General features: G+C 72.8%; 20 protein-coding genes. 12 read left to right on the top strand and 8 right to left on the bottom strand.

The genetic code is table 11. The features are described from left to right. Window positions 1-132 precede the first annotated feature (132 nt). The 7 genes from IEZ08_RS05335 to IEZ08_RS05305 all read left to right on the top strand — a co-directional run bounded on the left by IEZ08_RS05335 (window position 133) and on the right by IEZ08_RS05305 (window position 6,944). Window positions 133-804: a cell division protein FtsQ/DivIB gene (locus IEZ08_RS05335; RefSeq protein ID WP_068922701.1), complete on the top strand. Its 672-nt coding sequence runs from the start codon at window positions 133-135 to the stop codon at window positions 802-804. Between the two features lie 248 nt (window positions 805-1,052). Further along, window positions 1,053-2,426 carry a cell division protein FtsZ gene (gene ftsZ / locus IEZ08_RS05330; RefSeq protein ID WP_189241777.1) on the top strand — a complete coding sequence of 458 codons (1,374 nt, stop codon included), beginning with the start codon at window positions 1,053-1,055 and terminating at the stop codon, window positions 2,424-2,426. Between the two features lie 203 nt (window positions 2,427-2,629). Continuing rightward, on the top strand, window positions 2,630-3,334 hold the full coding sequence (locus IEZ08_RS05325) for a YggS family pyridoxal phosphate-dependent enzyme (RefSeq protein WP_068928630.1): 705 nt from the start codon (window positions 2,630-2,632) through the stop codon (window positions 3,332-3,334). Window positions 3,335-3,454: 120 nt separating this feature from the next. Beyond that, entirely contained in the window at window positions 3,455-3,961 is a 507-nt protein-coding gene (locus IEZ08_RS05320; RefSeq protein WP_068922703.1) for a cell division protein SepF, read from the top strand. 79 nt (window positions 3,962-4,040) lie between these two features. Further along, window positions 4,041-4,334: a YggT family protein gene (locus tag IEZ08_RS05315; RefSeq protein ID WP_068922704.1), complete on the top strand. Its 294-nt coding sequence runs from the start codon at window positions 4,041-4,043 to the stop codon at window positions 4,332-4,334. 51 nt (window positions 4,335-4,385) lie between these two features. Further along, window positions 4,386-5,243, top strand: coding sequence for a DivIVA domain-containing protein (locus IEZ08_RS05310; protein WP_068922705.1), 858 nt, complete (start codon window positions 4,386-4,388; stop codon window positions 5,241-5,243). Between the two features lie 78 nt (window positions 5,244-5,321). After that, the gene (locus IEZ08_RS05305; RefSeq protein WP_189241776.1) at window positions 5,322-6,944 is read left to right on the top strand and encodes a hypothetical protein; all 1,623 of its coding nucleotides are present in this window, start codon (window positions 5,322-5,324) and stop codon (window positions 6,942-6,944) included. 228 nt (window positions 6,945-7,172) lie between these two features. Here the strand turns inward: IEZ08_RS05305 and ileS are convergent, their stop codons facing one another. Further along, complete coding sequence (gene ileS, locus IEZ08_RS05300; protein WP_068928631.1) at window positions 7,173-10,340, bottom strand: isoleucine--tRNA ligase; 3,168 nt, start codon at window positions 10,338-10,340, stop codon at window positions 7,173-7,175. 465 nt (window positions 10,341-10,805) lie between these two features. Between ileS and IEZ08_RS05295 the strand changes: the two genes are divergently transcribed. The 3 genes from IEZ08_RS05295 to IEZ08_RS05285 are packed head-to-tail and all read left to right on the top strand — an operon-like array spanning window position 10,806 to window position 12,870. Continuing rightward, window positions 10,806-11,225, top strand: coding sequence for a TraR/DksA family transcriptional regulator (locus tag IEZ08_RS05295; RefSeq protein WP_068922707.1), 420 nt, complete (start codon window positions 10,806-10,808; stop codon window positions 11,223-11,225). Continuing rightward, window positions 11,189-11,938 (top strand): signal peptidase II, encoded by a 750-nt coding sequence (locus IEZ08_RS05290; RefSeq protein ID WP_068922708.1) that lies wholly within the window; start codon window positions 11,189-11,191, stop codon window positions 11,936-11,938. Before IEZ08_RS05295 ends, IEZ08_RS05290 begins: the two co-directional genes overlap by 37 nt. A 2-nt stretch (window positions 11,939-11,940) precedes the next feature. Continuing rightward, a complete protein-coding gene (locus IEZ08_RS05285; RefSeq protein ID WP_068928632.1) occupies window positions 11,941-12,870 on the top strand; it encodes an RluA family pseudouridine synthase in 930 nt (309 codons plus the stop codon). Window positions 12,871-12,971: 101 nt separating this feature from the next. On the opposite strand, the gene IEZ08_RS39345 is transcribed toward IEZ08_RS05285, so the two are convergent. Together IEZ08_RS39345 and IEZ08_RS05275 are read right to left on the bottom strand one after the other, a co-directional pair. Then, complete coding sequence (locus IEZ08_RS39345) at window positions 12,972-14,603, bottom strand: serine/threonine-protein kinase (protein ID WP_203863226.1); 1,632 nt, start codon at window positions 14,601-14,603, stop codon at window positions 12,972-12,974. Between the two features lie 102 nt (window positions 14,604-14,705). Beyond that, window positions 14,706-16,838 carry an MMPL family transporter gene (locus tag IEZ08_RS05275; RefSeq protein WP_189241775.1) on the bottom strand — a complete coding sequence of 711 codons (2,133 nt, stop codon included), beginning with the start codon at window positions 16,836-16,838 and terminating at the stop codon, window positions 14,706-14,708. Window positions 16,839-16,979: 141 nt separating this feature from the next. Here IEZ08_RS05275 and IEZ08_RS05270 point away from each other — a divergent pair, with 141 nt between their 5' ends. After that, entirely contained in the window at window positions 16,980-17,666 is a 687-nt protein-coding gene (locus tag IEZ08_RS05270) for a response regulator transcription factor (RefSeq protein WP_068922711.1), read from the top strand. Continuing rightward, on the top strand, window positions 17,666-18,934 hold the full coding sequence (locus tag IEZ08_RS05265; RefSeq protein ID WP_068922712.1) for a sensor histidine kinase: 1,269 nt from the start codon (window positions 17,666-17,668) through the stop codon (window positions 18,932-18,934). The genes IEZ08_RS05270 and IEZ08_RS05265 overlap by 1 nt, the downstream gene beginning before the upstream one ends. Here the strand turns inward: IEZ08_RS05265 and IEZ08_RS05260 are convergent. From IEZ08_RS05260 to IEZ08_RS05240, 5 genes are read right to left on the bottom strand one after another with little or no spacing between them, the layout of a single operon-like run. Then, on the bottom strand, window positions 18,903-19,214 hold the full coding sequence (locus IEZ08_RS05260; protein ID WP_068922713.1) for an AzlD domain-containing protein: 312 nt from the start codon (window positions 19,212-19,214) through the stop codon (window positions 18,903-18,905). The genes IEZ08_RS05265 and IEZ08_RS05260 overlap by 32 nt on opposite strands. A gap of 46 nt (window positions 19,215-19,260) precedes the next feature. Next, window positions 19,261-19,941 carry an AzlC family ABC transporter permease gene (locus IEZ08_RS05255; protein ID WP_068922714.1) on the bottom strand — a complete coding sequence of 227 codons (681 nt, stop codon included), beginning with the start codon at window positions 19,939-19,941 and terminating at the stop codon, window positions 19,261-19,263. A gap of 10 nt (window positions 19,942-19,951) precedes the next feature. Continuing rightward, window positions 19,952-20,815 carry an AraC family transcriptional regulator gene (locus tag IEZ08_RS05250; RefSeq protein WP_068922715.1) on the bottom strand — a complete coding sequence of 288 codons (864 nt, stop codon included), beginning with the start codon at window positions 20,813-20,815 and terminating at the stop codon, window positions 19,952-19,954. Beyond that, window positions 20,812-22,485, bottom strand: coding sequence for a serine/threonine-protein kinase (locus IEZ08_RS05245; protein ID WP_189241774.1), 1,674 nt, complete (start codon window positions 22,483-22,485; stop codon window positions 20,812-20,814). Before IEZ08_RS05245 ends, IEZ08_RS05250 begins: the two co-directional genes overlap by 4 nt. Window positions 22,486-22,535: 50 nt before the next feature. Beyond that, complete coding sequence (locus IEZ08_RS05240) at window positions 22,536-24,647, bottom strand: serine/threonine-protein kinase (RefSeq protein ID WP_229802949.1); 2,112 nt, start codon at window positions 24,645-24,647, stop codon at window positions 22,536-22,538. Window positions 24,648-24,718: the final 71 nt, after the last annotated feature.

The following is a 24,718-nucleotide window of genomic DNA, read 5'->3' as shown; positions in this document are numbered from 1 at the left end:
AGCCGGTTATCAGCCCCCGAGCCGCGGCGCGCAGCGTCGCCGTCGGCACAGCGAGGGGGCGCCGGTGAACCGACTGAGGAGCGCCCGCAGTCTCCGGACCGCGGTGCGCGGCGTCGCGGTGGGAGGGGCGCCGTGGCGAACAGGGCCTGGCGGACGGCCTTCCTGGCGTTACTCACCGTCGGGGTCGTGGGTACGGCGGCCTGGCTGGTGTTCGTCTCACCGGTCCTCGGTGTCCGGGAGGTCCGGGTGTCCGGCAATCTCGCCGTCCCGGCTCCGGAGATCAAGCGGGCGGCGGGGGTGGCCGACGGCAAGCCCCTGGCCACCGTGGACCTGGCCGAGGTCGAGGGGCGCATCGCCGCGATCCGGCGGATCGAGTCGGTACGGGCCGATCGGCACTGGCCGGGCACGCTGGTGATCGAGGTCGTCGAGCGGGAGCCGGTGGCGGCGGTGCCGATGGGCGCCAAGGCCGCGGTGGTGGACCGGCACGGGGTGGTGGTCGAGATCAAGGACATCGCCCCGCCGACCCTGCCGGTGCTGCGGTTGTCCCGCCCGGGCCCCGGCGATCCGGCGACCGAGGCGGCGCTGGCCGTGGTGGGCGTGCTCCCGGAGGAACTGCTCCGGCGGGTGGCGGAGGTGGTGGCGCCGTCCCCGGAGGCCGTCTCGCTGCGTCTGAGGGACGGCCGCTCGGTGATGTGGGGCGGGCGTGACCGGGCAGAGGACAAGGCGCGGGTCCTGACCGCCCTGCTCCGGCAACCGGCGGACTCCTATGATGTGAGCTCGCCGGACGTCGTCGCGGTGGACTGACGTCTCCCGAGGTCGCGGGCGGCCTCGGGGCGTCCGCCGGGGCGTCTGGCGAAAAGGACAGGTGCGACACGCCGGGCGTGCTTGCGGCGCGGTTAGTTGACCCGCCTGGAGCGTAGCTCCTACTGTCCGTATCAATCCTCAGGTTGACATAAATCTAAATCTCAACTTGAGGTTGAGGGTTGAGAAAACGACGGCACGACCCCGTGCCGCATGAAATTGCAAGTCAACGAGCGGAAAGGCCCCTCGTCGTGGCAGCACCGCAGAACTACCTCGCGGTCATCAAGGTTGTTGGAATCGGCGGCGGCGGAGTCAACGCCGTCAACCGGATGATCGAGGAGGGACTCAAGGGCGTCGAGTTCATCGCCATCAACACCGACGCCCAGGCGCTGCTCATGAGTGACGCCGACGTCAAGCTGGATGTCGGGCGTGAGCTCACGCGCGGTCTCGGTGCCGGGGCCAACCCCGAGGTCGGCCGGAAGGCGGCCGAGGACCACCGTGAGGAGATCGAAGAGGTCATCAAGGGCGCCGACATGGTGTTCGTGACGGCGGGAGAGGGCGGTGGCACGGGCACCGGAGGCGCTCCGGTCGTCGCGAACATCGCGCGGTCCCTGGGCGCCCTGACCATCGGCGTGGTGACCCGGCCCTTCAGCTTCGAGGGCCGCCGCAGGGCGATGCAGGCCGAGGCCGGCATCGAGACGCTGCGCGCGGAGGTCGACACCCTCATCGTGATCCCGAACGACCGGCTGCTGTCGATCTCGGACCGCCAGGTGAGCGTGCTGGACGCGTTCAAGGCGGCCGACCAGGTGCTGCTCTCCGGCGTCCAGGGCATCACGGACCTCATCACCACCCCCGGTCTGATCAACCTCGACTTCGCCGACGTGAAGTCGGTCATGTCCGACGCGGGCTCGGCGCTGATGGGCATCGGCCACGCCCGCGGCGACGACCGGTCGGTCGCGGCGGCGGAGATGGCGGTCTCCAGCCCGCTGCTGGAGGCCAGCATCGACGGCGCGCACGGCGTGCTGCTCTCGATCGCGGGCGGTTCCGACCTCGGCCTGTTCGAGATCAACGAGGCGGCCCAGCTCGTCTCCAACGCCGCGGCCCCGGACGCCAACATCATCTTCGGTACGGTCATCGACGACGCGCTCGGCGACGAGGTCCGGGTCACGGTGATCGCGGCCGGGTTCGACGAGGTCCCCACGAACACCAAGGCCACGGCGCCTCAGACGGCCACGCGCACGCCGGCGGCCCGCCCGGCCCCCCCGCCGCCCGCGACCGCCCCCGCCCGCCCGGCGACTCCCACGGTGAAGAGCGAGCCCCGGCCGGAGCCCAGGGCCGTGCAGCCGCCCCCGCCGGTACGGCCGGTCACCCCGCCGCAGCCCCAGCCCGCTCCGGTGACGGAGACCCCGCCCACGCCGCCGCAGGTCCAGCTCGCCCCGCCGGTGGAGCAGCCGGAGCAGCGGGAGCAGCGGGAGCAGCGGGAGCACCCACCGGTGAGCATCCCGCGGCCGACGCCCGAGCCGGCGCAGCCGACCTCCATCGTCCCGAGGCCCGCCGACCGCAAGGGTCCGGTGATCTTCGAGGAGCAGGGGGAGGACCTGGACGTGCCCGACTTCCTGAAGTGAGATTACTCACGCGCCCTCCTGCGTCGGCCGCGTTCGCAGTGCTGCTGTGTCCATTGGCTCACTCGCTTCGCTCGTTCGTGCGCCCTCCTGCGTCGGCCGCGTGTCCATCGGTCCGCTCCCTCGCGGGGGACCGGTGGTGGCGGATCCCGCCCCTGCCGCGAGAATGGATTCCGCTGGTTTGTCTGCATTTGAGCGGCGGGAACGTGACAACGGAAACACGACGGGATGAGATCGCGGACGGTCTGGCCGGGGTCGAGGCGCGCATAGCCGAGGCGTGCCGGGCGGCGGGCCGGGCGCGTGAGGAACTGACCCTCATCGCGGTGAGCAAGACCTATCCCGCCTCCGATGTGCGGCTTCTGGCCGAGCTCGGGGTGCGGGACGTGGGCGAGAACCGTGACCAGGAGGCCGCCGCCAAGGCGCGCGAATGCGCTGATCTCGGTCTTACCTGGCATTTCATCGGCCAGCTGCAGACCAACAAGGTCCGCTCCGTGGTCGGCTACGCCGACGTCGTGCACTCGGTGGACCGCCCGCGCCTGGTCGCCGCGCTCAGCGGCGAGGCGACCAGGGCCGGTCGCGAGGTCACCTGCCTGGTTCAGGTGGCGCTGGACGACGACCCCGGGCGGGGGGGTGCCCGGCCGCCGGACGTGGCGGCCCTGGCGGACGCGGTGGCCGCGGCCCCGGGGCTCCGGTTGGGCGGGGTGATGGCCGTGGCCCCGCTGGAGGAGGAACCGGGCAAGGCGTTCGCCCGGCTGCGGGAGCTGGCGCAGGCCGTACGGGACACGCATCCGGGGGCCGACATCATTTCCGCCGGTATGAGCGGCGATCTGGCCGAGGCGGTGGCGAACGGCGCGACACACCTCCGCGTCGGTACGGCGTTGCTCGGTCGCCGCAAGCCCTTCGTCAGGTAATGTCCCTCCAAGTGGGCCTTGGCGTTCACAGGTTCAGTCAGTGGTCGATCGGCGGTGAGCTCCAAGGGGGGATGGCTGCCACCCCGGGTCAATCGAAGTAAGACGGAGGAAGAAGCGACGATGGCCGGCGCGATGCGCAAGATGGCGGTCTACCTCGGTCTTGTGGAGGATGACCGCTACGAGAGGTACGACGTCTACACCGACGACGAGTACGAGGAGTTCGACGACTCGCGCCGCGGTGGTGACGAGCGGGGCGGCACGGTCCACGAACGCGAGGACGACACCACCGATCCCGGGGTGCCCGCTCCGCGGCCCGCCACGGCCGTCCTGGAGCGTCGTACGACCGATCTGGCTCGCATCACGACGCTTCATCCCCGCACCTACAACGAGGCGCGGACGATCGGGGAGCACTTCCGCGACGGCACCCCGGTCATCATGAACCTGACAGAGATGGTTGACAGTGACGCGAAGCGACTCGTCGATTTCGCGGCAGGTCTCGTCTTTGGCCTACACGGGAGCATCGAACGTGTTACCAACAAGGTGTTCCTGTTGTCCCCTGCCAATGTCGAGGTGACCGCCGAGGACAAGGCCCGAATCGCGGAACGCGGGTTCTTCAACCAGAGTTAGAGTTCCACTATGCACATCGAGTCGAAGCCCACCCCGTCCTTCTGGGGGCAGTGGACCAGGACGGAGGCAGGACAACAGCGTGGAGATCGTTAGCGGGATCCTGGTCTTCGTCCTGGCCCTCTATCTGGTTCTGCTGATCGGCAGAATGATCTTTGAGACGGTGCAGGCGTTCGCGCGCCAGTGGCGTCCCACGGGGCCCGTCCTGGTACTGGCGGAGGCCATATACACGGCCACCGACCCACCTCTCAAGTTCCTCCGCCGTTTCATTCCGCCACTCCGGTTGGGTACGGTTGCCTTTGACCTAAGCTTCACAGTGCTCTTCATTGTGGTCTTGGTCTTGATCCAACTCGTGTCCGCGCTTCCACCTCGTTGATCGGGTACCGTCCCTCAGGACAGACTCCAAGCGCGCCAAGGAGACCGAAAAATGCCGCTGACACCCGCTGATGTGCGGAACAAGCAGTTCAGTACGACCAGGCTCAGGCCCGGCTACGACGAGGAAGAGGTCGACGCCTTCCTCGACGAGGTCGAGTCCGAGCTGGACCGTCTCATCCAGGAGAATGAGGAGCTCCGCGCCAAGCTGGCGGAGTGCATGCGGGGCAAGGTGCCCGGCGGGATGGGCATGGCCATGGCGCCGGCGCCCGTCGAGCCCAAGCCCGAGATGATGATGCCGCCGCAGCCGGAGCCGATGCGCGCTCCCGAGCCGGTGCAGCAGCAGCCGGTCCCCGTCGGCATGGGCATGCCCCCCGCCGAGGACAACATGGACACCGCGGCCCGCGTGCTCGCCCTGGCCCAGCAGACGGCCGACCAGGCGATCGCCGACGCCCGCCGGGAGGCGGACGAGACGGTCACCCGGGCCCGCCGCGAGGCCGACGACATCCTCTCCAAGGCCCGCCGCCAGGCCGAGCAGGTCATCGGCGACGCCCGCGCCCGCGCCGAGACGCTGGAGCGCGACGCGCAGGAGCGTCACCGCCAGGCCATGGGCTCACTGGTGCAGAACCGCGACGAGCTCGAGCGCAAGGTCGAGGAGCTTCGCAGCTTCGAGCGTGAGTACCGCAGCCGCCTCAAGCTCTATCTGGAGAACCAGCTGGCCGAGCTGAACGTCGCGGCCGAGGGCAGCGGAGGCTTCCCGATCGTGGGCGGGCCGCCGGCCATGTCCCACGCCGGCGCTCCCGGGCCCCAGCAGCCCCTGCAGGCCGGTCCCGCCAACCCGTTCGGCGGTGAGCCCGCGCCGCACCCCGGAGCCTTCCAGGGTGCCGAGGGCCCGCACAACGATCGTCGCTGACGAGACCACCGCTAAGGTGTCGGGTCATTCCCCTGACCCGTACCCGGGAGTTCCTCTGTGATCCTTATCAGCGCTGGTTTGGTGTTGACGGCCGTCGTCCTGCTGATCGCGGGCGTCGTGCTGGGCAGGCCGCCCCTGGTCATATGGTCGATCGCGGTCAGCATGCTGTCTGCGGTCTTCCTGGTGATCGGGGCGCTGCTGCGACGCCATGAACTGTTCCCCGGCGGAGGGCGTGCCGGGGCGGTTCCACCGTCCCCCCATCCGGGGACGGGACCGGCCGGGCCGGTGCCCGCACCGCCCATGGCGTCTCACCCGCAGCGCATTCCGGCGGGCCGGCCCGCGACGCCGCACGGCACGAGGCAGACGGCCGCGACCCCGCCCCGCCCCGCCCCGGCGGGACAGCCGGGCGTGCTGGACGCCGAGTCGATCGTCCTGGTGATCCCCGGCCGCAGGCGTTACCACGTCGCCGGGTGCCGCCAGCTGGCCGGCAGGGAGTACGAGGAGCTCACCCACGAGGAGGCCCGGGCAGAGGGCTTCACCCCGTGCACCACGTGCCTGCCCGAGTTCACCGCCGGACTCGTGCCGCAGGACGCCCCCGCGCAGGACCAGGAGGCACAGGGGCCCGCCAGGCCGCCGCAGACCGCCGAGGGGCAGGGCTCCCCGGCGTCCTTCGCGGAACAGGCGCCCCCGGCCGCCTCCAGGCCCGCATCTCCCGAACCGGTCGCCTCCAGGCAGATTTCTGCCGAACCGGCCGTCTCCGAGGCCACCGCCCGGTTCGCCCCTCCCTACGGGTCCGCCACTCCGTCCGCCGCCCCGGCGTTCCCGGTGCAGGCGCCCACGCCGCCCGCCCCGCCCGCCGAGGACTCCGCGGCGACCAGCTGGTTCAGCCGCGACATCGCGTCCTCTGCGGCGACCGCGCCGAAACCCGGACCCGGACCTGAGAGGGGGACGGAGCCCGTCGCGGCGCCGGAGCCCGGAGCCGCGGAGCCCGGAGCCGCGGAGCCAGAGGCCGCAGAGTCCGGAGTCACAGAGTCCGGGCCCGGGGAGCCCATGGGCTCCCCGTCCGATATCCGGCCGCAGGACGAGGACGCCGAGGACACCGAGGACACCAAGGACGCCGAGAACGCGGAGGACACCGCCTTCGAGACCGTGGTCGTCAAGCCTCCGGTGGCGGAGCCGCAAGGCCCCGCCGCGCGGAGTTCCGTCGCGGAGTCCGCCGCCGTGCGCGGGGACGCCGCGGAGCAGACCGGCCCATCCGAGCCGGTGGAGCCGGCCGAGACCGCACCCGGGCGCGCCGGGCAGCCGGTATCGGCCGGCCCCACCTTGACGGAGGAGCCGACGGCGAGGACGGCGTCTCCCGATGAGACCGGGACGGCCGAGAGCCCGGAGACGGGCAGGACCCCGTCCGCCGCGGAGAAGGACGTCGCCGAGGCCCCGGCCGATGACGACAGGGACACCTCTCCCGGGGGGATCCCCGCCGTCGTGGTTCAGGAAGACGAGAACGGTGCTTCGCCGGAGGACGACCGGCCCGCGGACAGGCCCGCGGAGCGGCCCGGGATGGTGAAGGTCATCATGGGCACCCGCCGTTTCCACGGCACCGCCTGCCCCCTCATCAGAGGTGTGGACGACGACGGCCTGCAGACCATGTCCCGGGCCGAGGCCGAGAGATCCGGCCTGAGCGCTTGCTCGGTCTGCCAGTAGCCCCGGTAACCGGCTGATCGCCGCTCACGGCGCCGTACCCCGCCGTACCCCCTCGCCGTACCGGCGCCATGCCCGGTGCCCCTGCGGGAGGGTACGGGCGTCCGGAGGGAGCGTCGTAGCGGGGCGCGCCTGGTGCTTCCGTGAGGGCCGGAGGGCGCCTTCGAGGGGCCCGGTCGAACGCGCGGAGGGGCCCGGGGTGTTCCCCGGGCCCCTCCGCGCGTATCGGGGTCAGGCGGTGGTGCGGCGGAGCTGGAAGGTGAGGCCCAGGTCGGAGTCCTGGTGGGACGGGACGTCCTCGGCGGCGCCCTCGGTGACCGACAGGGCGAGGACCTCGTCGGCCACGGTGCCCCCCTGGGTGCGCAGGGCCTCGGCCAGGTCGGCGTCGCCGGTGGACCACCACAGGTCGATCCGGTCGGTGATGGCCAGGCCCGTGGCCTTGCGGGCCTCCTGGACCAGACGGATCACGTCGCGGAGCAGGCCGGCGCGGCGCAGCTCGTCGGTGATGGCCAGATCCAGGGCGACGGTCTCACCGGTGCCGGTGTCGACCGCGCCGGTCTCCACCGCCCAGCCGGACTTCGGCTGCTCGGTGACGATCACGTCCTCGGCGGTCAGCTCCACCGTGCCCAGCTCACCGGCCTCCAGCGAGACCGGCGACCCGCCCCGCAGGGCTTGGGCCAGTTCCCCGGCGTCGGCGGCGGTCACCGCGGCGGCCACCAGCTTCGTCTGGGAGCCGAACCGCTTGCCCAGGGCCCGGAAGTTGGGCTTGACGGTGAAGGAGACCAGATCGGCCGAGAAGCCCGACAGGTCCTCCAGGGTCTGTACGTTGAGCTCCTCGGCGATCAGCTCGCGCAGCTCGGCGGAGAGCGCGGCCCAGCCCGGGGCGCCGACCAGCGCGCGGCCGAGCGGCTGACGGGTCTTGACCCCGCTGGAGGCACGGGCCGAACGGCCCAGCTCCACCAGGCGGCGGACCAGCGCCATCTGCTCCGACAGCGCCGGGTCCAGCAGGGCGGAGTTCACCTGCGGCCAGGAGGCCAGGTGGACCGAGGCGGGGCTCTCGTCCTCGCGGAGCACGTCCCAGACGTAGTCGGTGACGAACGGCACCACCGGCGCCATCAGCCGGGTGACGGTCTCCAGGCACTCGTACAGGGTGGCGAAGGCGGAGACGTCACCCGACCAGAACCGGCGGCGGGAGCGCCGCACGTACCAGTTGGACAGGTCGTCGAGGAACTCGGCCAGCCGCCGCCCGACCCGGGCGGTGTCGAACTCGTCCATCGAGGAGGTGACCTCGGCCACCGTCCGGTGCAGCTCGGCCAGGGCCCACCGGTCGATCAGCGGGCGCTCGCCGTACGCCGGGGCCTGGCCGATCATGGACGGGGCCCAGGACTCGGCGTTGGCGTAGAGCGTGAAGAACGAGACCGTGTTCCAGTAGGTCAGCAGGACCTTGCGGACGATCTCCTCCAGGGTCGCGTGGCCCACCCGGCGGGCCGCCCACGGCGAGCCGGAGCAGGCCATGAACCAGCGCAGGGCGTCGGCGCCGTGCTGGTCCATCAGCGAGATCGGCTCCAGCACGTTGCCCAGGTGCTTGCTCATCTTGCGGCCGTCCTCGGCCAGGATCAGGCCGAGGCAGAGCACGTTCTCGTAGGAGGAGCGGCCGAAGACCAGGGTGCCGACCGCCATCAGCGAGTAGAACCAGCCGCGGGTCTGGTCGGTCCCCTCGCAGATGAACTGCGCCGGGTAGGCGGTCTCGAGCATCTCCGGGTTCTGGTACGGCGCGCCCCACTGGGCGAACGGCATCGAGCCCGAGTCGTACCAGGCGTCGATCACGTCGGGCACCCGGCGCGCCTCGGCCCCGCAGGAGGGGCAGGGCAGCACGACGTCGTCCACGTAGGGGCGGTGCGGGTCCAGGCCGGAGACGTCCTGGCCGGACAGCTCGCTCAGCTCGGCCAGCGAGCCGACGCAGGTGACGTGCGACTCGTCGGCGGAGCAGACCCACAGCGGGAGCGGGGTGCCCCAGTAGCGGGAGCGGGACAGCGACCAGTCGACGTTGTTGCGCAGCCACTCGCCGAAGCGGCCCCACTTGATCGTCCCGGGGTACCAGCTGGTCTTCTCGTTCTCGGCGAGGAGCTGCTCCTTGATCGAGGTGGTGCGGATGTACCAGGCGGGCAGCGCGTAGTACAGCAGCGCGGTGTGGCAGCGCCAGCAGTGCGGGTAGCTGTGCTCGAAGTGGCTGCCCCGGTACAGCAGGCCGCGCTCGCGCAGGTCGGCGGTCAGGCCCTCGTCGGCGTCCTTGAAGAACTGGCCGCCGACCTGCGGCACGTCCTCCAGGAAACGGCCGTCGGGGCCGATCGGGTTGACCACCGGCAGGCCGTACCGCTTGCAGGTCGCCATGTCGTCGGCGCCGAAGGCGGGAGCCTGGTGGACCAGGCCGGTGCCGTCCTCGGTGGTGACGTAGTCGCCGAGGACCACGTAGTGGGCGCCGGGGATGTCGACCAGCTCGAACGGCCGCGTGTAGGCGGTGCGCTCCAGTTCGGCGCCCTGGAAGGTGGCCAGCACCTCGGCGTCCTCGCCCAGCGCGGCGTGCAGCAGCGGCGCGGCGACGACCAGGACCTCGTCGGAGCCGGCGGGGCGGGCCGCGACGTAGGCGACCTCGGGGTGCACGGCCACCGCCGTGTTGGACACCAGGGTCCAGGGCGTGGTGGTCCAGATCAGCAGGGACGCGCCGAGCTCGGCCAGCGGGCCGGAGACGACGGGCATCCGGACGTAGACCGACGGGCTGGAGACGGTCTCGTAGCCGCCGGGCTGGCCCAGCTCGTGGTCGGACAGGCCGGTGCCGCAGCGCGGGCAGTACGGCGTGATCCGGAAGTCACGGAAGAGGAGATCCTTGTCGAAGATTACTTTGAGCGACCACCAGACGGACTCGACGTAGGCCGGGTCCATCGTGCGGTAGGCCTGGGACAGGTCGATCCAGTACCCCATCCGCTCGGTCATCTCTTCGAAGGCGTCCACGTGCCGCAGCACCGACTCACGGCAGCGCGCGTTGAACTCGGCGATGCCGTACGCCTCGATGTCCTTCTTGCCGGACAGGCCGAGCTCTTTCTCGATCCCGACCTCGACGGGCAGGCCGTGGCAGTCCCAGCCGGCCTTGCGGGGCACGCTGTAGCCCTGCATGGACTTGTACCGGGGGAGGACGTCCTTGAAGACGCGGGCCTCGATGTGGTGGACGCCGGGCATGCCGTTGGCGGTGGGCGGGCCCTCGTAGAAGACCCAGGCGGGACCCCCGGCGTTCTGCTCGACCGAGCGCTCGAAGATCTTGCCGTCCCGCCAGCGACCGAGCACCTCGTGTTCGAGCGCGGGCAGATCGACCTGCGCGGGAAGGGGGCGGAAATGGGCGGACATCGGAACCGGGACCTCCACGCTGGTGCTGGCAGTGGCGTGGAGGGACGAGACCGTGCGGTCCCGCGGTACCACCCTCCTTGGCCTCCGCGTGGCGGAAGCCCTCTTCTTTGGGGACGCGGCCGGGTCTACTGAGCCCCCCAGCGGGCAGGGGACCGTTCTTCCGGCGGCTCAGGGGTGATCTTCCCTCCGGCTCTCGCCCCGGGCTTCCACCGTCCCCGGGTCGCTCGTGCGAGGAGGTCCGGACGTACTCGTCCCCGTCGACGCCTTGCGAACTCAAACGATAACGCACGCGGCGCCTTCCCGGCTTCCCGATATCCGCCGCGGAGCGGAATGAGGAGGAAGAGCGCGGATGGTACGGGATTGGCAAAGAGGTTAGTGGGGCGTTTGCCGTTCTGTTATGGGCGGCCTAAGCTTCCCGCACCGTTTACCGCCCTGGTAGGGGTTCGACCGAGTGAGGAGGCCGACATGGCCACGACCGTACGCGCGGAGAAGAACGCGGTGGTTCCGGCACAGAACGGTCCCGCCGCCCCCTGGACGGCCGAGGAACTCACCGAGGTCCGCGAGCGGCTGGCCACGGAGATCGAGGAACTGACCGCCGAGATCGCCCGGGCGGAGTCGGAGATCGCATCCAACGACGTCACCGACGGTGCGGGGGACGACCAGGCCGACGCCGGGGCCCGGACGTATCAACGGGAACGCGAGATCGCCCTTACCCTGAATTCGCGCGACCTCATCGCGCAGAACGAGCGAGCGATCGCCCGGATCGACGCGGGGACCTACGGAGTGTGCGAATCGTGCCACCAGCCGATCGGCAAGGAGCGCCTGCAGGCGTTCCCGAGGGCGACGCTGTGCGTGGCCTGCAAACAGCGGGAGGAGCGCCGCTGACCGGCGACGAGCAGCCGGCCGGGACGCCGCCGTCCGGTGTCGTCCCGGGGAGCCCGGCCGGTGGCCCGGGGAGCCCGGCCGCCGGTGCCGCCGGTACCGTTCCGGGGAGCCCGGCCGGTGCCGCCGGCGACGGCAGGGAGGAGCCGGCCGCCGCCTCGGAGGACGCAGCCGCTCCCGCCGCCCCGCCGGCGGCGCGGCGCATCGCCGTGCTCGCGACGATCGCGCCGATCGTCTACGTCCTCGACCTGATCACGAAGACCGTCGTGCTGAGAACCCTCGAGGGCCGGGATCCGGTGGTCGTCATCCCCGATCTGCTCCAGTTCCGGGTGCTCTTCAACCCCGGGGCGGCCTTCAACCTCGGCGTCGGGATGACGATCGTCTTCACCTGCGTGGCGACCGTAGTGGTGATCGCGATCCTGCGCACCGCGCGCCACCTGCGCAGCCTGCCGTGGGCCGTCACCCTCGGCCTGCTGCTCGGCGGGGCGCTGGGCAACCTGACCGACCGGGTCTTCCGCTGGCCCTCGGGCTTCGGCCGGGACGCGCCCTTCCAGGGCCACGTCGTGGACTTCATCGAGACCTTCCCCGGTCACTTCCCGGTCTGGAACGTCGCCGACGCGGGGATCGTCTGCGGCGGCATCCTCGCGGTGTTCTTCGCCTGGCGGGGCTACCAGATCGACGGGACGCGCGAGACCGGGCGGAAAGGGGGCGCATGACCATGGCCGACCACAGGAGCCTCCCGGTTCCCGACGGGCTGGAGGGCGAGCGCCTGGACGCCGCCCTGTCCCGGCTGTTCGGGCTCTCCCGCACCCGCGCCGCCGAGCTGATCGCCTCCGGCGACGTGCTGGTGGACGGCGCGCCCGCGGCCAAGTCCGACCGGATCCAGGGCGGCGAGTGGCTGGACGTCACCCTGCCGCCGCCGCCCGCCGCCCCCACTCCGGTGGCCGAGCCCATCCCCGGCATGACGATCGTCTACGAGGACGACGACATCGTGGTCGTCAACAAGCCCGTCGGCGTGGCCGCCCACCCGACCACCGGCTGGACCGGTCCCACCGTGATCGGCGGGCTGCTCGGGACCGGCCACCGGGTCGCCACCAGCGGCGCCGCGGAGCGGCAGGGCATCGTGCACCGGCTGGACGCCAACACCACCGGTGCGATGGTGGTGGCCAAGAGCGAGCACGCCTACTCCCACCTGAAGCGGGCCTTCAAGGAGCGCACGGTGGACAAGCGCTACCACGCGCTGGTCCAGGGCCATCCCGACCCGCTGCGCGGCACCGTGGACGCGCCGATCGACCGGCATCCCTTCGGTGACGGCCGGTTCGCGGTCGTGGCGGGGGGCAAGCCCTCGGTGACCCACTACGACACGATCGAGGCGTTCCGCTCCGCGACGCTGCTCGACATCAAACTGGAGACCGGCCGGACCCACCAGATCCGGGTCCACATGTCGGCGCTGCGCCACCCGTGCGTCGGGGACATGCTGTACGGCGCGGACCCGACCCTGGCCGCGCGCCTGGGTGTCGGACGGCAGTGGCTGCACGCCGTCTCCCTGGCCTTCGAGCATCCCTCGACGGGCGAGTGGGTCAGCTTCACCACCGACTACCCCGCCGACCTGGCCCACGCCCTGAAGGCCGTCAGCGGCGACATGTAGGGCGGTGGGCGGGGAGGGCCCGGCCCGCCGGGCGCGTCCCGCCGTCGCGCCGGACGGGCCCCGCGGGATCTCCCGCCGTGGCGGGGACCGGCCGGCACGTCCTACGCGCTGCCCTCGACCTTGCCGCCCTTGGCTTTGCCGCCCTTGTCGTCCTTGGCCTTGTCGCCCTTGCGCTTGTCGTCCTTGCGCTTGTCGTCCTTGGCCTTCGTGCCGGTCTTGGTCTCCTTCCCGGACTCCTTCCCGAGTCCGTCGGAGTCGGAGACGTTCACCTCGCTGCGGGGGTCGACCTGGCCGGGGGAGTCCTCGTTCCTGCCGGGATCCTGCCCCTCGTCGTCGCCGGACCCGCCACCGGAGCCGTCGTCGTCCGTCTCGTCCGGGGAGGGCTTCTCCGAGGGTTTCTCCGACGGCTTGTCCGAGGGTTTCTCCGAGGGTTTCTCCGAGGGCTCGCCGGACGGCTCCCGGGTGCGTTCCCCACGGCCGTCCGAGGCCGGCGGGGAGGAGGGCAGGCCCCCGCCCGTCTCCGCGGACGGGCCGCCCGCGTCCTCGGCGGAGTTCGACTCCACGGGTCCCTCCGAGGGGGACGCCCCGGTGGAGGGGACGCTCACGGAGGCGGGCGCCCTCCGCGGTTCCACGGCCGTGTCCTTCGAGGTGATCCAGGCCGCGGCCCCGGCGGTCAGGGCGACCGCGACGGTCGTCGCCGTCGTCGCGGCGATCAGGGAGCGGCGGCGCCCCGGCCGGGGAACGGCCCCGCCGGGCAGCCCGGGGGCGGCCGGCGGGGGAGCGGCAGGAGCCGCGGCGGAGGGCACCACGGGCGGTACGGCCGGCGTTCCGTCGGCCGGTTCCGCGGACGGCCGCTCGGAGCCGGGTTCGGCGGGCGGGACGACCGGCACGGACGGCATGGTGGGTTCCGGGGCGATCCCGGAGACGATCGCCATCAGGTGCCGCTGCACCTCCTGGGCGGACATCCGCCGCGCGGGGTCCTTGTGGAGCAGACCGTAGATCACCGGTCCCAGTGCTCCGGCCCGCCGGAGCGGGGCCGGGGCGTCATGCATGACCGCCGCGAGTGTCGCCAGCGGGTGGGCGCGCTGGAAGGGGGAGTGCCCCTCGACCGCCATGTACAGCGTCACGCCGAGCGACCACAGGTCCGAGGCGAACTCCGCCGGGCCGCCCGCCGCCCGCTCCGGCGCGATGAAGGCCGGGGTGCCGATGATCGCACCGGTCCTGGTCACGGAGGAGTCGCCCTCCAGGACCGCGATGCCGAAGTCCGTCAGCACGGCCCGGCCGTCGGTCGCCAGCAGCACGTTGTCCGGTTTGACGTCGCGGTGCAGCACGCCCACGCGATGCGCGGCGACCAGCGCGCCGAGTACGTCGAGTCCGATCCGGGCCACCTCGTACGGGGGCAGGGGGCCGTCGTCCCTGATCGCGGCCCCGAGCGTCCGGGAGTCCACGAGCTGCATGACGATCCACGGCCGCCCGCGCTCCTCGATCACGTCGTAGACGGTCGCCACGCCGGGATGGCCGATCCGCCCGGCGGCCCGAGCCTCCCGGAGCGTGCGGACGGTGAAGACCTCGCGCTCCGGGGCGGTCAGATCGGGGGAGGGGATGACCTCCTTGACCGCCACATGCCTGCCGAGCACTTCGTCCCGGGCCCGCCAGACCGTGCCCATTCCCCCGTGACCGATATGCTCCAGCAGCCGGTACCGGTCGGCGATGAGCTCTTGAGAGTCGGACATGAGCCTGCGGCTACCCTGGATCTGGCGGGATAATCCGGGCATCGCGGATGGTTCGCCGTCGGATGGTCCGCTGAGGTGACGGCTCCGCCCGCGTCGGAGGGCTCATCGGGGTGACGGCTCCACGCGCAGCGGCCGGGCCGCCCAGGCGGGCAGCCACCAGTTCCACCGGCCCATCATCGCGACCACCGCCGGGACCAGGACGCCCCGGATGAGGGTCGCATCCAGCAGGATGCCCAGGGCCAAGCCGCTGGCGAACACCTTCACGTCCAGCTCGGGGGTCATGGCCAGGGCGGTGAAGGAGACGAACAGGATCAGCGCGGCCGAGGTGACCAGGCGTCCGGTACGGCCCACCCCCTCGACCACCGCGTGGCCGGTGTCGCCTGACCTGTCGTACTCCTCGCGCATCCTGGCCAGGAGGAACACCTCGTAGTCCATGCTGAGGCCGTACAGGAAAGCGAAGATCGTCAAGGGGACGAACTCGCCGATCGAGCCGGTCGGCTGGATGCCGAGCAGTTCGCGGGTGCCCCAGCCGTACTGCCAGAGCAGGACCATCGCGCCGACCACGGCGCCCAGCGAGAGCAGGTTGAGCGCGATCGCCTTGACCGGCAGCAGCAGGGAGCGGAACGCCCGCGCCAGCGTCACGAACGTGACGAGCGCGATCAGCCCGAGCATCCAGGGGAAGGCCCCGTACGCGTGCGCCCGGAAGTCCATGCTCTGCGCGGCGCCGCCGCCGATCCGGACGTCCGCGCCCGCCGCCTCCCGGACCCGGGTGACGATCTCCTGCCCGGCGGCGGCGCCGCTCTCCGCGACCGGCAGCACGGTGACGACCGCGGTGCCGTCCCGCCGCCAGGCGGGGGTGTCCGGCGCCAGTACGGCGGCGACGCCCTCGACGGCCTCGATCCGCGCGACGGCCCGCGCCGGGTCGCCGGTGACCAGCGCGTCGAACGGGGTGATGGAACCGGCCGGGACGCCCGCCCGGCGCAGCGCGGACAGTCCTTCGTACCCGGCGCCCGAGGTGCGCAGGTCGCCGCTCTCGGGCAGACCGAGATCGGCGTCCAGCGCGGCCACGGCCAGGACGGCCAGCAGGCCGCCGGCCGCCAGCGCGGCGGGCCGGCGCAGCCGTACCACCCCGCGGGCCCAGGCCGACCAGGCGTGCCCGGCCTCCGCCTCCCGGCGGAACGGCCTGTCCCCGGCCCTGCGCCGGGCGTCCAGCCGCCGCCCGGCGAGGGCGAGCAGGACCGGCAGGACGGTGAGCGTGACGGCCACGCTCGCCACTGCGATGATCATGCCTGCCAGGCCGAGGCTGCGCAGGAACGGGACCGGCAGCACGACCATGGTCACCAGGCCGATCGCGACCGCGATCCCGCTGAACAGCACCGCGCGCCCGGCTCCCCGCATCGCCCGGTGCACGGCCTCGTCGCCGCGGTACCCGCCGGCCTGCTCCTCCCGCCACCGGGCCACCAGCAGCAGCGAGTAGTCGACGGCGATGCCCAGGCCGAGCAGCGGCATGGTGGTCAGCGCCACGTCGTGCACGGTCATCACCAGCGTCAGCAGCAGGATCACGGCGAACGACGCGAAGATCGCCAGGGCGGAGACCAGGAGCGGTACGAGCGCCAGGGCCGACCGGAAGACGAGGAACAGCACGACCACGGTGGCGGCCACGCCGATGCCGATCTTGGTGGGCACGTCCACTCCGCCCGCGTCCACGCTCGGCGCCAGGGCGTCCAGGCCGGTGACGTGCACGGTGCTGCCCCGCGGCAGGACCCGGGCCATCACCGCCGTGATCACCGGTCCCTCGTCGGGCGTCTCGCCCAGTCCGCCGCCCGGCGGGCTGCCGTCCGAGTACGTGCCGGGGAAGACCAGCCCGAACGTGGTCCGGCCGTCCGCGCCGACGAGCCGCGCGTCGCCGGTGTCGGCGTAGGAGACCACGCGGGCCCGGGGCAGTTCCGCCGAGACGGCCGCGAACGCCCTGCCGATCACTTCCTTCTCCTCCTCCGCCCGCATGCCGGCGGGCAGGACCACGACCGGCACGAACGGCCGCTGGTAACCGCCGTTGCCGTAGATCCGGACGATTTCCCGGTTGGCCTCGAAAGCGGGCATCCCGGGGTGGGCGTACTCCTCGGACAGGCGCTGGATCGCGAACGGGGTCGCGGCCAGTCCCACCAGGAACGCGCATACGGCCAGCAGCGTGACCAGCCGCCTGTGTCTCAGGACGGAAACCGAGAGTCTCTCCATGGCCTCCAGCGCACCAGAGTGATCTTCAGCGGCCGTGTGGCCGTTCTCGGAGCGCTCTGTGAATCCCTGTGAATCTCTGCGGGCCGGGTTTCACAGAGTTCTCTAAGACCTTTTGAAGATCGGCCGGGGGAGACTGGCGGGGTGAGCCGGATACTGGTGGTGGACGACGAGCCGTACCTCGCCGACCTCGTGGCGACCGCCCTGCGTTACGAGGGCTTCGAGACGGCGGTGGCGGCAACGGGCGCGGAGGCGCTGTCGGCGGCGGGATCCTTCCGCCCCGACCTGATCGTCCTGGACGTGATGCTGCCCGACGTGCCGGGAACCGAGGTGTGCCGGCGGATCAGGACCGCCGGATCGCAGGTGCCGGTGGTGTTCCTCACCGCCCGCGACGCGACCGAGGACAAGATCGGCGGATTGCGGATGGGCGGGGACGACTACGTCACCAAGCCGTTCAGCCTGGAGGAGCTCGTCGCCCGGATCGGTGCGGTGCTGCGGCGGACGGAGCGCGCCGGGCCGGAGACCGGCCGCCTGGCCTTCGCCGGTCTCGTCATCGACGACGACGCCTACGAGGTCCGGCGGGACGGACGGCGCATCGACCTGACCCCCACGGAGTTCAAGCTGCTGCGCTTCCTGACCGCCAACGCGGGCAGGCTGGTCTCCAAGCGGCAGATCCTCGACCACGTGTGGGAGTACGACTTCGGCGGCAACGACGGCGTCGTCCAGACCTACATCAGCTACCTGCGCCGCAAGGTCGACGTCTCCGGGCCGCCCCTCATCCACACCGTGCCCCGTGTGGGCTACGTCCTGCGCCTGCCCCGGGAAGACTGATGCCGCCCCGCCCCGCCGCTTCTCCCGGCTCCGCTGAGCATCCGGGCTTCCCCGGCACCCTGCGGCCCCGGCTGCCGGTCTCCCTGCGCGGCCGGCTGGTCGTGACGGTCGTCGGCCTGGTCGCCCTGGCCCTCGGCACGGTCGCCGGGGCCACCTTCGGCGCGCTGCAGGACTGGCGCGGGCCCGGCGGCGCCCGGCTGCTGGCCATGGACACGCCGCAGGCGCTGCTCGCCGCCTCCGACGAGCTGACCGGCCGGGTGGCCCGCGTCATGATCGTCACCTCGGTGGTGACGCTGGCCTGCCTGACCCTGCTCGCCGCCCACCTGGTCCGCCGGGGCCTGCGTCCGCTGGACCGGATCGTGGAGGCGGCGGCGGACATCGGCGCGGGCGACCTCGACCGCCGGATCGAGACGGCTCCGGCCGGCAGTGAGGCGGGCCGCCTCGGCCACGCCCTCAACGCGATGCTCGGCCATATCGAGGAGGCGTTCCGGGACCGGGAGGAGTCGCGGGACCGGCTGCGCCGCTTCGTCGCCGACGCCTCCCACGAGCTGCGCACACCCATCGCCACCATCCGCGGCTACGCCGAGCTGTTCCGGCGCGGCGCGGCCACCCGCCCCGAGGACCTGGCCACGGCGATGCGCAGGATCGAGGCGGAGGCGGCCCGGATGGGGACGCTGGTGGACGAGATGCTCCTGCTCGCCCGCCTGGACCAGGGACGCCCGCTGGAACGCGCCCCGGTCGAGCTGACCGGGCTGGTGGCCGACGCGGTGGCGGACGCCCGCGCCGTCGAGCCGGGCCGTCCGATCTCCGCCGAGTACGGCGGGCCGGTCGAGGTGCCCGGCGACGAGGCCCGGCTCCGCCAGGTGACCGGCAACCTGCTGGCCAACGTGCTCGCCCACACCCCGCCGGGCACCCCGGCCGCGGTCCGGGTCCTGAGAGCCGGGGAGGAGGCGGTGATCGAGGTCGCCGACGAGGGCCCCGGCCTCACCGAGGAGCAGCGCAGGCTCGTCTTCGAGCGCTTCTACCGCGTCCCCCGCACCGCCGGCCGCGCCAGGGAGGACGACCGCGGCCGGGGCGGGGCGGGCCTCGGGCTGTCCATCGTGGCCGCGGTCGCCGCCGCCCACGGCGGCCGGGCGGAGGCGGACTCCCGCCCCGGCGGCGGCGCGGTCTTCCGCGTGACGCTTCCGGGCGCGGACCGTGCGGAGCTTCGGGCCGCAGGCCGTACGGCGCTCCCCGTCACAGACCGGCCAGGCGGAGCAGGGCCGTGACGGCGGCCGCGGCCGCCAGGACCACCAGGAACGGCGCGCGCAGCAGCAGCGCCAGCACGGCGGCCCCCAGCCCGGCGGTGCGCGGCCAGTCCAGCTCCAGGGCCTGGCCGTGGGCGAAGGTCTGCACCGCGATCAGCGCGGCCAGCAGCGCCACCGGGACCAGCGCGGCGAAGCGCTGCACGCCCGGGTGGTCGAGCACCCGGCGCGGCGCCGAGAGACCGGCCAGCTTCAACGCGTAACAGCCCAGGCAGACGGCCACGACGGCCTGCCACACGCTCATCGGCGTCCTCCCCGGACGAGGGGTGCCGGAGGTGCCGGACGGGGGGTCATCGCGGCCTCCTCAGGACCAGGGCGAGCACGGGCACGGCCGCCAGGAGCACGGGCACGCCCGGCGGGACGAACGGGGTGGCGGCCAGCGCGACCGCGACGCCGCCCGCGGCGGACGCCCGCAGCGTCCGGGTCTCGGGATCCTTCGCGGTCAGCCGCGGCCAGAGGATGGCCAGGAACGTCGCCGGGCCCACCGCGTCCAGGCCGAACACCGCGGGGTCGGCCACCCGGGAGGTGCCCACCGCGCCGAGCAGGGTGGTGGCGTTCCAGGTCAGATAGAGGCTCACGAAGGTGACGAAGAAGCCGGTCCTGGCCGACTCCTCGTCGGGCTGGGCCAGCGCCACCGCGGTGGTCTCGTCGATCACTCCCTGCGCCACCGGGACTCTGCGCCAGCCCCGGACCCCGAGCAGATCGGCCAGGCGCAGGCCGTACAGGCTGTTGCGCACGCCGAGCAGCAGCGCGCCCGCCGTGCCCGCGACGAGGTTGCCGCCGCCCGCCACGACGCCGGCCAGCGCGAACTGGGAGGCACCGGTGAAGGCGAACAGGCTCAGCACGCACGCCTGGGCGACGCTCAGCCCGGCGGTCACCGCGGCGGCGCCGAACGCCAGCCCGGACAGTCCCACCGCGAGGCCTACGCCCAGCCCGTCCCTGATGGCTGAGGAACGAGTGGTTGTTTCCATGAGAAGGAGGTTATGTCCGGTTCGCTGGTGCGGTCTTGTACGTTCCTGCGCGCTGGTAGGCCACCGGGGGCACGCCCACGATCCGCTTGAAATGCCTGTTCAGGTGGGCCTGGTCGACGAAGCCGACCTCCGCGGCGACCTGCGCGGCGGGCGTCCCGGAGTCGAGCAGGGCACGGGCGCGCCGTACCCGGAGCGTGTTCAGGTAGGCGTGCGGGGGGAGGCCGGTCGCGGCCTTGAACGCGCGGAGCAGGGTGAAGGGGCGCGCCTGCACCGCGCGGGCCAGGTCCTCCAGCGCCGGCGGGTCGGCCAGGCGCTCGTGCAGGATCTCCCGCGCCAGCCCGACCGCGCGGTCCCCGGCCGACAGGTGCGGGCGGGCCGGGCGGTAGGCGGCGTGGTGCAGGACCAGCGTGCCGAACGCCGTACGGGCGAGGGTGGAGGAGGCCAGGTCGTCGCCGCGCTCGGCGGCGAGGTGGGCGGCGCGCAGCAGGGCGGCTGCGCGCGGGCCGTCCACGACGGTCTCCGGGAAGTGCGGCGTGCCCCGCCCGGCCAGCAGCTCCTCCGCGACGTCGGCGATCACCTGGACGGACGGGTAGAGCATCCGGTAGGACCAGCCGTCCGGCACGCCCGCGTGGCCGGTGTGCACCTGCTCGGGATCGACCAGGACCACGGACCCGGCGCCGGCGCGGTGCCGGGCGCCCCGGTAGTCGAACTCCTCGACCCCGGACAGGATGACCCCGATCGCGTACTCCTCGTGCACGTGCCGGGTGAACCGGTGCGTGACGTAACGGGCCTTGAGCAGGTCCACCCCCGGCAGCGCCGGGTTCCGCCAGAACCGCGCGGCCTCTCCCGGACCGGTGGCCGGAGTGTCGCTCACGGCCGGAACGTCTCGGTGAACCTGTCGAAGAACGCCGGGTTCCAGCTCTCCTCCGGGCTCTCCCAGTAGATCGCGTACGGAGTGTCGTCGGCGGTGCGGAACCCCCGGTCCAGCACGTGCGTCCGCACGCCCGCCCTGTCGTAGGTGAACTCCCAGTCGGCGGCGGGCCGGCCCTGGTAGGTCAGCGGGGTGATGGCGACGCGCTCGTAACCCGGCCAGACGTTCCTGGCCGTGCCGCCCTCCTCGACCTTCTCCCAGTGCTTGACCGGGTCCTTCTCCGGGTCCTCGGTCGACTCGACCCACAGGAAGGCGGCCGACCCCGGCTTGCGGAACTCCACCCGCCTGCGGTCGGTGGAGCGCTGGACGGTCCAGCCGCGGGGGACGGCGATGCTGAAGCCCAGCGGGTCCCGGTACAGCCTCCAGCCCTTCGGGATCCTCCGGCCGGAGGGGGTGGCGGTGGGGACGGGCGTGGGGATGTCCGGCTGCGGCGTCGCGGAGGCGGTGATCTCCGGGTCCGCCCGGACCTCCCCCCGGTTCTGGAACAGGAGCCAGCCGCCCACTCCGATCACGGCCACGAGCAGCGGCGCCCCGACCGCGAGCGCCACCCGCCGCCCCGGGCCGCCGGCGGGCATCCGGCTCCCGGCGCCCCCGGTGCGGGTGCGCCGGCCGGGCCCGGTCCAGCCTCCCGGATGGGAGGGGTCGCCGGGGTGCGTCTGCAGGGCCTGGGCGGGCAGCGGCCACGGGTGCGCGGCCGCGGGCGGGGGCGTCGGGCCGGGTTGCGCGCCGTACGGGGCCGGGGTGGCGGCATGGGGCGGCGCGGAGCGGGAGGGCTCCCGGGGCGGTGCGGCGGCGCCGGGAGGCGTCCCGCCCGCGGCGCGGACGAGCAGGGCCTCGGCCTCGTCGGCGCGCATGCGCATGGCCGGGTCCCTGTTCATCAGGCCGAGGACGGCCGTGGCGAGGGGCCCGGTGTGGGTCATCGGGCTGGGCTCGCCGGACAGGACCGCCATCATGGTCGCGGCGGCCGTCGCGCGTTCGAAGGGCCGGTGCCCCTCCAGGGCGGCGTACAGCGTCGCGCCGAGCGACCACAGGTCCGACTCGGGGGTGGCCGGCAGTCCGTGGAGCCGCTCCGGCGGCAGGAAGGCGGGGGTGCCGACCATCCCGCCGGTCCGGGTGATCCCGGTGTCGTGCGCCGTGGCGGCGATGCCGAAGTCGGTCAGCACCACCCGGCCGTCATCGGCCAGCAGCACGTTCTCCGGCTTGACGTCGCGGTGCAGGACGCCGGCGGCGTGCGCGGCGCGCAGCGCGCCCAGCACGCTCAGCCCGACGGCCGCCACCTGCTCCGGGGGGAGCGGGCCGCGCTCGCGCACCACCTCGCCCAGCGAGCGCGAGCGCACCAGCTGCATGACGATCCAGGGCTGTCCGTCCTCCTCGACCACGTCGTGGACGATGATCACGGACGGGTGGTCGAGCCGCCCGGCGGTCCTCGCCTCCCGGACGGTCCGCCGGTTCAGGTCGGACCGCTCGGCCTCGTCGACCCCGCGGTAACGGACCTCCTTGACCGCCACGATCCGGTCGAGCAACTCGTCGTGGGCGCGCCAGACGACGCCCATCCCGCCCTCGCCGATGGGTTCGAGCAGGTGGTACCTGCCGGCCACCCTGCGTTCGGTCATCTCTCCCGTCCCCTCCCCGGCCCAGGAATCGTAACCGGTCGGGCGGGACTTCACTTCTTCGACGAAAAGGTCTTGGTGAAGCCCTCGAACAGCTTCAGGTTCTTCTTCCAGTCTGACGCGCGGGTGTGCCAGTAGATGGCGTACCCACGGCCGTCCGCGGTGAGGAATCCCCGGTTGACCACCCGAGCCCTGCCGGAGCTCGTCCGCCAGGTGAACTCCCAGTCGGCGGCGTCCTCCATGTAGTCGACCCTCTTGATCCCGATCAGCTCGTAACCGGGGAAGTTGCCGCGGGCCTGGGGCTCGTACTCGTCCCAGTCCTTCTTCGCGTCGGGGCCGGGGGTGTCGGTGTACTCGACCATGAGGAAGCTGAACGAGTCGCCCGGTCCCTGGAAGCGGACCTGCCTGCCCTCGCGCTTCGTGACCTTCCAGCCCTTGGGCAGGCCCACCCGGAAGCCGAAGGAGTCCTTGTGCGTCCGCCAGCCGTCGGGAAGCCCGTTCCCGGCCTTCTTCTCTTCCTTCTTCTCGCCGGACTCCTTCTCACCGGGCTTGTCCTCACCGGTCTCGGACGGGCTCGGCGTGGACTCGGACGAGCCCGTCCCGGACTCGGAGGACTCGGAGGGACCCGAACCCTCCGGACTCCCCGCTCCTCCGGAGGGCTCGCCTCCCGGCCCGGCCGTGCCCGGGTCGCGCTGCCCGGTCACGCCGGTCGAGCCGGTGTTCATGCCGATCCAGATGCCCACCCCGGCGACGATGAGCAGCGCCACGAGGACGACGGGCAGCACGAGCCGGAGCCTGCCGGGGGCCAGCGTCCCGAGCAGGGTCGGCTCCCGGTTCGAGGAATCGGTCACGGTCGCGTCCTGAAGCGCCGTCCCGGGACCGTACGGCTCGGGCTCGGGCGCGGGAGAGGCCGCCGGAGCCTCGGCGGCGGGGACCTCCCCGGCCGCCGGGCTCTCCCCGGCGGAGGACGGTTGCGCGGCGGGAGTCTCCGGGACGGCCGGCGCGGCCGGCGCGGCGTCGTCCCGGAGCGGAGGCTTGGCGACCTGCCCGGTCTGTGGGATCTCCGGAGAGACCGCCGCGGCGCCGGACGCCGCCGCGGCCTCCGGGCGTGAGCCGGGTTCCTCGCGCGGAGCCGCCGCCTCCCGCTCCGCGGGCGCGCCCGGTCCCGGGCGGGCGGCGGGCGGGGCCTGCTCCCTCTGCTCCGTCTTCTTGTCGCGTGCGGGTGTGCGGGGAGCCGCCTGCCCGTACGGCCTGCGCCGCTCGGGCGCGGCCTGCGGCTCGGCGGAACCGGCCCCGGAATCGGCGGTGATCGAGGGGATCGCCCAGGGCCGCGTGGAGGAGCGGCCCTCGACCACCCGGCGCAGCATGGCGGCGGTCTCGGCGTAGGTGAGGCGCTGAACGGGCTCCTTGCGGAGCAGCCCCTCCAGCACGGGCAGCAGCGGGCCCGCGTTGTGCGCGGGATCGGGCGGGTCCATCATGACCGAGTGCATGGTGGGCAGCGGCAGCTTGCGGTCGTGCGGGGACCTGCCCTCCACCGCCGCGTACAGCGTCGCGCCCAGTGACCACAGGTCCGACTCCCGGCGGGCGGGCAGGCCGCGCAGCCGCTCCGGCGCGATGAACGCGGGAGTCCCCGCCACGCCGGTCATGGTCAGCGTGTTCTCGGAGTCGAGCGTGGCGATGCCGAAGTCGGTGAGCACCACCCTGCCGTTATCGGCGAGCAGCACGTTCTCCGGCTTGACGTCGCGGTGCAGGACCCCGGCGTCGTGCGCGCTGTGCAACGCCGCCAGCAGGGCGAGACCGATCTCCGCCACCCGCCGGGGCGGCAGCGGGCCGTCCTCCCGCAGTACCTGGCCCAGCGAGCGGGACGGCACCAGCTGCATGACGATCCAGGGCTGCTCGTTCTCCTCGATCACGTCGTAGACGATCACGACGTTCGGGTGCGTGAGCCGGGCCGCGGCCCGTGCCTCTCTCATCATGCGCCGGTTGAGGGTCTGGACATCCTCGCCGAGAGCGGCGGAGTACCGGACCTCCTTGACGGCTACGGTCCGGTCGAGAAGCTCGTCATGGGCTTTCCAGACCACTCCCATCCCGCCCCGCCCGATGGGCTCCAGGAGGTGGTAGCGGCCTGCGACACGTCGCCCTTCCTGGTGCCCATCCGACTGCATCAAGCGTCAAACCTCCCTCACAGTGAAGGAGATACTCCCATAAATAAGGATCCATCCGAGCCTCTCGGAAG

The sequence above is a fragment of the Planobispora rosea genome (genome assembly GCF_014648175.1).
Classification (GTDB): Bacteria; Actinomycetota; Actinomycetes; order Streptosporangiales; family Streptosporangiaceae; genus Planobispora; species Planobispora rosea.
This window is presented reverse-complemented; position numbering and strand designations above follow the sequence as displayed.

Coding starts and splice junctions, on each gene's coding strand:
- ileS (WP_068928631.1), bottom strand. CDS start 10,340: ATGTCCGCCCATTTCCGCCCCCTTCCCGCGCAGGTCGATCTGCCCGCG.
- IEZ08_RS05245 (WP_189241774.1), bottom strand. CDS start 22,485: ATGACCGAACGCAGGGTGGCCGGCAGGTACCACCTGCTCGAACCCATC.
- IEZ08_RS05255 (WP_068922714.1), bottom strand. CDS start 19,941: ATGGAAACAACCACTCGTTCCTCAGCCATCAGGGACGGGCTGGGCGTA.
- IEZ08_RS05310 (WP_068922705.1), top strand. CDS start 4,386: ATGCCGCTGACACCCGCTGATGTGCGGAACAAGCAGTTCAGTACGACC.
- IEZ08_RS05260 (WP_068922713.1), bottom strand. CDS start 19,214: ATGAGCGTGTGGCAGGCCGTCGTGGCCGTCTGCCTGGGCTGTTACGCG.
- IEZ08_RS05295 (WP_068922707.1), top strand. CDS start 10,806: ATGGCCACGACCGTACGCGCGGAGAAGAACGCGGTGGTTCCGGCACAG.
- IEZ08_RS05320 (WP_068922703.1), top strand. CDS start 3,455: ATGGCCGGCGCGATGCGCAAGATGGCGGTCTACCTCGGTCTTGTGGAG.
- IEZ08_RS05285 (WP_068928632.1), top strand. CDS start 11,941: ATGGCCGACCACAGGAGCCTCCCGGTTCCCGACGGGCTGGAGGGCGAG.
- IEZ08_RS05275 (WP_189241775.1), bottom strand. CDS start 16,838: ATGGAGAGACTCTCGGTTTCCGTCCTGAGACACAGGCGGCTGGTCACG.
- IEZ08_RS05240 (WP_229802949.1), bottom strand. CDS start 24,647: ATGCAGTCGGATGGGCACCAGGAAGGGCGACGTGTCGCAGGCCGCTAC.
- IEZ08_RS39345 (WP_203863226.1), bottom strand. CDS start 14,603: ATGTCCGACTCTCAAGAGCTCATCGCCGACCGGTACCGGCTGCTGGAG.
- IEZ08_RS05265 (WP_068922712.1), top strand. CDS start 17,666: ATGCCGCCCCGCCCCGCCGCTTCTCCCGGCTCCGCTGAGCATCCGGGC.